Source organism: Monashia sp. HAY1-2A, from assembly GCF_056755315.1.
In genome coordinates, this window is record NZ_JBNDHY010000902.1 from 1 (window position 1) to 228 (window position 228).

1 pseudogene is annotated in these 228 nt (G+C 68.9%); it reads left to right on the forward strand.

The features are described from left to right. Positions 1 to 17 precede the first annotated feature (17 nt). Positions 18 to 228: pseudogene (locus tag ACPYOM_RS24370) on the forward strand (hypothetical protein); the annotation flags it as partial.

Below are 228 nucleotides of genomic sequence, written 5' to 3' on the forward strand. Positions count from 1 at the left end.
ACCCTGCCGGTTTCGACATGACCGAGAAGGCCTTCGCGAACAACGACGCCGGCACGAGCGGCCGCCCGTTCGGTGAGGGGTTCATCACCGGCGACGCCAGCACGGCGGCCAACATCTACCTGACCGTGGTCGCCGAGACCGCCTTCACCAACACCCTCCTCGTGGCGATGCCCGACGAGGCCGCGGCCGACGGCGACTACCTGCTGCCGACGGTCTTCCACTCCGTCC